Raw genomic sequence first — 5,789 nt, 5'->3', positions numbered from 1 at the left:
AGGCGTGGAAGCGGATTTGAGCTGGCTGACGAAGGGATTGTCGCTCACGGGCACCTTCGCGTACCAGACCAATTCCGTGGGCAGCCTCAGCACCACGCAGAACTATGAGCGCTGGATGCGTACCGACCGGCGGGATACGCTGGCCTTCGTAAAGAAGGGCGGGGAAACGAATACGCCGCTGGGGTATGGCAAATCCAGCAGCTATTACTATCACCTGACGTATCATTCCCAGCTGGATTACAGCCGTGACTTCGGCAAGCACCACGTGGGCGCCACGGCATTCGGGTATTTCCAGAACCTTACCACGGCCGACAACGGCGCGCCGGGCATGCTGCCATACGCGCGGCTGAGCCTGGGCGGGGAGGTGACGTATAATTATGCCGGTAAATATTTTCTGCAATTCGACCTGGGCCGTTCCGGCTCAGAGCAATATGCCCGCGATGTTCGCTTCACCAGTACGCCGGCCGTTTCTGCAGCATGGCTGGTTACCGGGGAACGCTGGCTGGAGGGGGCGGAGTGGCTCAGCCTCCTCAAGCTGCGGGGCTCCTGGGGTAAAACGGCCAACGACCGGAACGGTCTTTCACGCTTCGCCTACCTCGACAACGTGACCTTCGGAGGCGGCGGCCCGCTCGGCTACCTGCAATACAATATCACTGAAAACCTGGTGGGTAACCCGCTCGTAACCGCGGAGATCTCCACCAAGCGCAACGCCGGTATAGACATCGGGCTGTTCAACATGCTGCATATCACCGCCGATGTATTCGACGAGAAAATGAATAACATGGTAGTGGGAGCGGTGAACAAGATCCCCCAGTACCAGGGCATCCCGCTCGGCAACTATCCCCGCACCAATATGGGCGTGTTCGAAAACAAAGGGTACGAAGTATCGGCTACCATCAGCAAAGACCTCAATAAGCACTGGGGCTTCTCCCTGGGCGGATGGTTCGCTTATACCAAAAACACCATCATCAGCTGGAACGAAGCCAAACGCGCGGCGGATTACGCTTACCGCAACTGGGAAGAAGGATACTCGCTGGGAACGGAATTCGGGTACGTGGTGGACAAGTCCAACGGCAACGGCTACTTCAACTCGCAGGAAGAAATCACGGAAAGCGGGCTGACGTACGCCTTCGGTTCGCCGCGCCCCGGCGACCTGCGGTACACCGACCTGAACGGGGATAAGATCATCGACCAGAAGGACCGGGCGCCCATGGGCTACGGCAACACCCCGCGGCAGCAGTACGCCATCAACGGCGGCGTAAGGTTCCGTTCGCTGGAGCTGAATTTCCTGTTCCAGGGCACCGGCCAGTACGCCTCTTCCTATTCCGGCATGGGCGTCCGCGAAACGGACTTCGACGGCGTGTACGGTTCCCTCCACCGCAAAGCCTGGACTGCCGAGCGCTACGCGGCGGGAGAGGAAATCACCTATCCGGCGCTTTCTTTGATCAAAACGGTCAACCACGAAACCAATACCTTCTACTACTACGACCGTTCTTACCTCCGCCTCAAAAACCTGGAACTGATGTGGACGCTGCCCGGCAACATCGCGAAGAAGCTGGCCGCGCAAAGGCTGCGCATCCTTCTCAGCGGGCAGAACCTGCTCACCTGGGATAAGCTGCCCACATCCGACTTCGGGCCCGAAAGCGGCGGATACGGCGCATTCCCCGTGTACCGTGTATACAACGCGGGCGTACAGTTGCAATTCTAATTACGAGACGTTGACATGTTAAAACAAACAACATGAAGAAAATATTCCCCTTCCTCCTCGCCGCCGCCGCACTGTCGTGCAACAAGCAGCTCGACCTGCCGCAAGACGGCCGCATCACGCTGGGAGAAGTTTTTAACGATTACGATTATACCCGCGGCTACCTGAATTCCTGCTACGGATTCGTACCCGGCCCTCATGTAGACCGCTCTTCCTTCACCGACGAAGCGCAGGACTGCGACGATATCACCGCCAACTCCCGCTACCGCGCCTGGTACGCCGGCGATGTAACGGCCAGCAGCTACGGCGGCCAGTCGCAGGACGGCCAGCCCTGGGCGCGCCTGTTCGAAGGCATCCGCAAGACCAATGTGTTCCTCAGCGGCATCCGCACGGCCAACATCGTGGCGCAGCCCGAAGAGCGCAACTCCTGGGTGGCGCAGGCGCATACCCTGCGGGGATTGTATTATCTCCAGCTCATCAAGCGCTACGGCGGTGTGCCGATCTTCGATAAGCCGTTGCCGATCGGGCACGATTTTTCCAAAGACAGCCGCGCGAAATTCTCCGATGTGGTGGCCTTTATCATCAAAGAATGCGATTCAGCGCTCAGCGTGCCGCCGGGGCGCCCGGGCTTCAACTGGGATATCTATGAAAACCAGTATGGCATCATGACCCGTGCGATAGCGCACGCCGTGAAGTCGCAGGCCATGTTGTATGCCGCCAGCCCGCTCTGGAACGATGGCTCCTACAGCTGGCAGGAAGTGGCCAACGTCACCGGCACGGCCCTGGGCGAATGCCTCGCCAACGGCTTCAGCCTGTTCAATGAGAACACGGACCCCGCGGTGGCGCAGAATGCCTATGCACTCTATCATTTCATCACTTCCAACGACATGCGTACCCGCGACAAGGAAACCATCCTGCATACGGGAGGCACCATGGCGATGTGGCAGAACGCCGGGTTGCCCACCAACCCGGGTGTGTCGAAATCAGGGCCCAACCCCACGCAGGAGATGATCGACCGCTATGAAATGGCCAATGGCGAAGCGCCCATCACCGGGTACAGTGATAACGACCGACTTACGCCCATCATCAACCCCGCTTCCGGCTACGATCCGCAGCAACCTTATGCCGGCCGCGACCCGCGTTTCTATGCGTCGATTTACTACAACGGCGCGGTGCGCTATCTCAACCAGCCTAACGGTAAGAAAGTGGAAACGTTCGTGGGCGGACTGGAAGGCATCTCTACCGACAACCGCCGGTTTACCCGCACCGGGTATTATGTCCGCAAGTTCAATAACTGGAAGTCGGTGCAGAATGGAAACGCCGATGGCTCGGTGCGCCTCATCCGGCTGGCCGAGCTTTACCTCAACTTCGCGGAAGCGGCCAACCAGGCCGTAGGCCCCGATGTGAAAGTAACGGTAGGGAACTTCAGCATGAGCGCCCGCGAAGCGGTGAACGCCGTTCGCGCCAGGGTGGGCATGCCCGGCTTCCCGGCGGGGATGTCGAAGGGAGACTTTGAGAAAAAATACCGGAACGAGCGCGCGGTGGAACTGGCTTTCGAAGAGCACCGCTTCTTTGACGTGCGCCGCTGGAAAATTCTCGCCGAGACGGATAAATTTGTAACAGGCATGCGCATCACCAAAAACAATGACGTGCTGACGTACGAGCGGTTCAAATTCGAGAACCGCGAATCGAACCAGGACCGCTTCCTCATGTATCCGCTCGACCAGAACGAGGCCGACAAGATCCGGCAGCTGACAGGCGTGAACTGGCAGAACCCCGGCTGGAATGAATAATGAAAACCATGCAATCGCAACATGAATAGAACTATCCTCACCGCCTGCGCCGCCCTGATGGCTGCGCAGGCGGTTTTCGCGCAACAGCAGACAACGCCCGTGGCCATTTCGCCGCACCGGGCGGATGAATGGGCAGCAACCGACGGATTGGGACGAACCATTGCGCCGGGGAGCTATCCCGCACCCCGGGCCGGCAGGTACGTCGGCATTTTTTACTTTATCTGGCAGGGCGCGCACGGCTACGACAAGCATGCCGCCGGCGCTCCCGGCGGCGGGGTCATGGCGAAATCTCCCGGAGATACGCAAAGCCCTTACGACATCACCGAAATGCTGAAAGCCAATCCCGGCAATCCGAAGTATGGACCGGTGCATGCCTTCCACCACTGGGGGGAGCCCTATTTCGGGTATTACCTGCCCGATGATGAATGGATCATCCGCAAACACGCGCAGATGCTCAGCGATGCGGGCGTGGACGTGATTATTTTCGATGTGACGAACGGGCCGATTTACCTGCCGCAGGTCACGAAAGTTGCCGAGACTTACCGGAAGCTGCGAGCTGCCGGGGAAGCGGCGCCGTCGATCGCTTTCATCGTGAACAGCTCCCCGAAGCAGACGGTACAAAATCTGTACAACGAAATCTACAAGAAGGGGCTGTTCAGCGACCTTTGGTTTTACTGGAAAGGCAAGCCCCTGCTGCTGTGCCCGCCGGAAGCGGTAACGCCCGAGATCGGCGCGTTCTTTAACGTACGGCAATCCTGGGCCTGGAGCAAAGGGCAGGAGTGGTTTGCGGATGGGAAAGACAAATGGCCCTGGCTTGATCATACCCCGCAATCCTACGGCTGGCATGAGTCGAAAGACAAACCGGAGCAGGTGAGCGTGGCGGTGGCGGAGCATCCTGTTTCCAACATCGGGCGCAGCTTCCATAACGGCAAACAGCCCGAAATACCGGCTACGGAAAAGGGTTTGTATTTCAACGAGCAGTGGAAGCGCGCGCTGGAAGTGGACCCGGAATTCGTGTTCGTGACCGGCTGGAACGAATGGGTGGCGATGCGCTTTACCGCAGGCCGCAAAGGCCAGGACTTTTTGGGGAAGAAAGCTAAGGAAGGCGAAACCTTCTTCGTGGACCTCTACGACGCTGAATTCAGCCGCGACGCGGAGCCGGCGAATGCCGTTACCCAGGACCATTACTATTACCAGATGGCATCGTTCATCCGGCAGTATAAAGGCGCCCGCCAGCCGCAGGCGGCTTCCGGGAAAGACAAGATCCGGATAGACGGGGCGTTTGCTGACTGGGCGAAGGTCAAAACCCGGTTCACGGACGACCAGGGCGACGTACTGCACCGCAACCATCCCGGATGGGGGCGTATCCAGGCTTATACCAATACCACGGGCCGCAACGACATCGTGGCGGCAGCGGTGGCTTCAGATGCAGAAAATGTTTATTTCTACGTGAAAACCGCGCATGACATGACGCCGCGCACCGATCCCGACTGGATGCGCCTGTTCATCAAAGTGGAAGGGCAGGAAGGGCCGCAGTGGGAAGGGTTCGGGTTTCATGTGGCGCCTTCGGCCGGGGATGCGCAGTCGGCCTCGTTGCAACGGTTTGCCGGAGGGGCCTGGTCGGAAGGAGGCAAGGTGCAGTGCCGGCAGAAAGGGGCGGAGATGGAAATCGCCGTACCGAAGAAGATGCTGGGCATCCGGGGCGACAAATTTGCGCTGCAGGTGAAATGGGCAGATAACTTCCCGCTGGATGCCGGCGCCATCGGGTGGCTCGACAAGGGAGACGCTGCGCCCAATGCGCGCTTCACCTGGCGGTACGGGCACCGGTAAGCCGGCAATAACCTCATCAAAAAATCCCCTTTGCGGTGCGGAAGTTCCGCGCGCAAAGGGGATTGTTATTTTTCAGATGGAGTGCCGGACTAGTAACGACGGTCGCCGCCGCCACGGTCGAAGCGGTCGCGCTCCACACGGGGTTTTGCTTCCGAAACGCTGATCTGGCGGCCTTCGATAGCTTTGCCTTCCAGTTCGCGGATAGCGGCGAGGGCTTCTTCGCGCTCGGGCATCTCAACGAAACCGAATCCGCGGGATACGCCGGTGTAGCGGTCTACGATGATTTTGCAGGATTCTACGCGGCCGAAAGGTGAAAAGATATCGAACAAATCCTCATCCCGTAATTGGGTCATGAGATTGGATACATACAGGTTCATAATGAACGTTTTTTTTGATAAAAAATAAATGGAAAAACAGCAAATTCAGAAGATAAGACCGTCGTAGAAAGAGAGGGGACGCTG

4 protein-coding genes are annotated in these 5,789 nt (G+C 58.5%); 3 read left to right on the top strand and 1 reads right to left on the bottom strand.

Annotation, left to right across the window (positions count from 1 at the left end; all coding sequences use genetic code 11):
* The 3 genes from Q0510_RS19785 to Q0510_RS19775 form a co-directional block, all read left to right on the top strand.
* Positions 1-1,708, top strand: a 1,708-nt coding sequence (locus Q0510_RS19785; protein WP_298715571.1) for a hypothetical protein, incomplete at its 5' end; no start/stop codon positions are given.
* Between the two features lie 32 nt (positions 1,709-1,740).
* On the top strand, positions 1,741-3,498 hold the full coding sequence (locus tag Q0510_RS19780; RefSeq protein ID WP_298715570.1) for a RagB/SusD family nutrient uptake outer membrane protein: 1,758 nt from the start codon (positions 1,741-1,743) through the stop codon (positions 3,496-3,498).
* A gap of 21 nt (positions 3,499-3,519) precedes the next feature.
* Entirely contained in the window at positions 3,520-5,328 is a 1,809-nt protein-coding gene (locus Q0510_RS19775) for a hypothetical protein (protein WP_298715569.1), read from the top strand.
* A gap of 89 nt (positions 5,329-5,417) precedes the next feature.
* Here Q0510_RS19775 and Q0510_RS19770 read toward each other — a convergent pair whose 3' ends face one another.
* On the bottom strand, positions 5,418-5,705 hold the full coding sequence (locus Q0510_RS19770) for an RNA-binding protein (protein WP_298715568.1): 288 nt from the start codon (positions 5,703-5,705) through the stop codon (positions 5,418-5,420).
* Between the last annotated feature and the right edge of the window lie 84 nt (positions 5,706-5,789).

Origin of the sequence: uncultured Chitinophaga sp. (genome assembly GCF_937874145.1) — a bacterium.
Taxonomy (GTDB): domain Bacteria; phylum Bacteroidota; class Bacteroidia; order Chitinophagales; family Chitinophagaceae; genus Chitinophaga.
The sequence above is the reverse complement of the archived record's forward strand: the minus strand, read 5'-3'. Positions and strand labels throughout refer to the sequence as shown.

Coding starts and splice junctions, on each gene's coding strand:
- Q0510_RS19775 (WP_298715569.1), top strand. CDS start 3,520: ATGAATAGAACTATCCTCACCGCCTGCGCCGCCCTGATGGCTGCGCAG.
- Q0510_RS19780 (WP_298715570.1), top strand. CDS start 1,741: ATGAAGAAAATATTCCCCTTCCTCCTCGCCGCCGCCGCACTGTCGTGC.
- Q0510_RS19770 (WP_298715568.1), bottom strand. CDS start 5,705: ATGAACCTGTATGTATCCAATCTCATGACCCAATTACGGGATGAGGAT.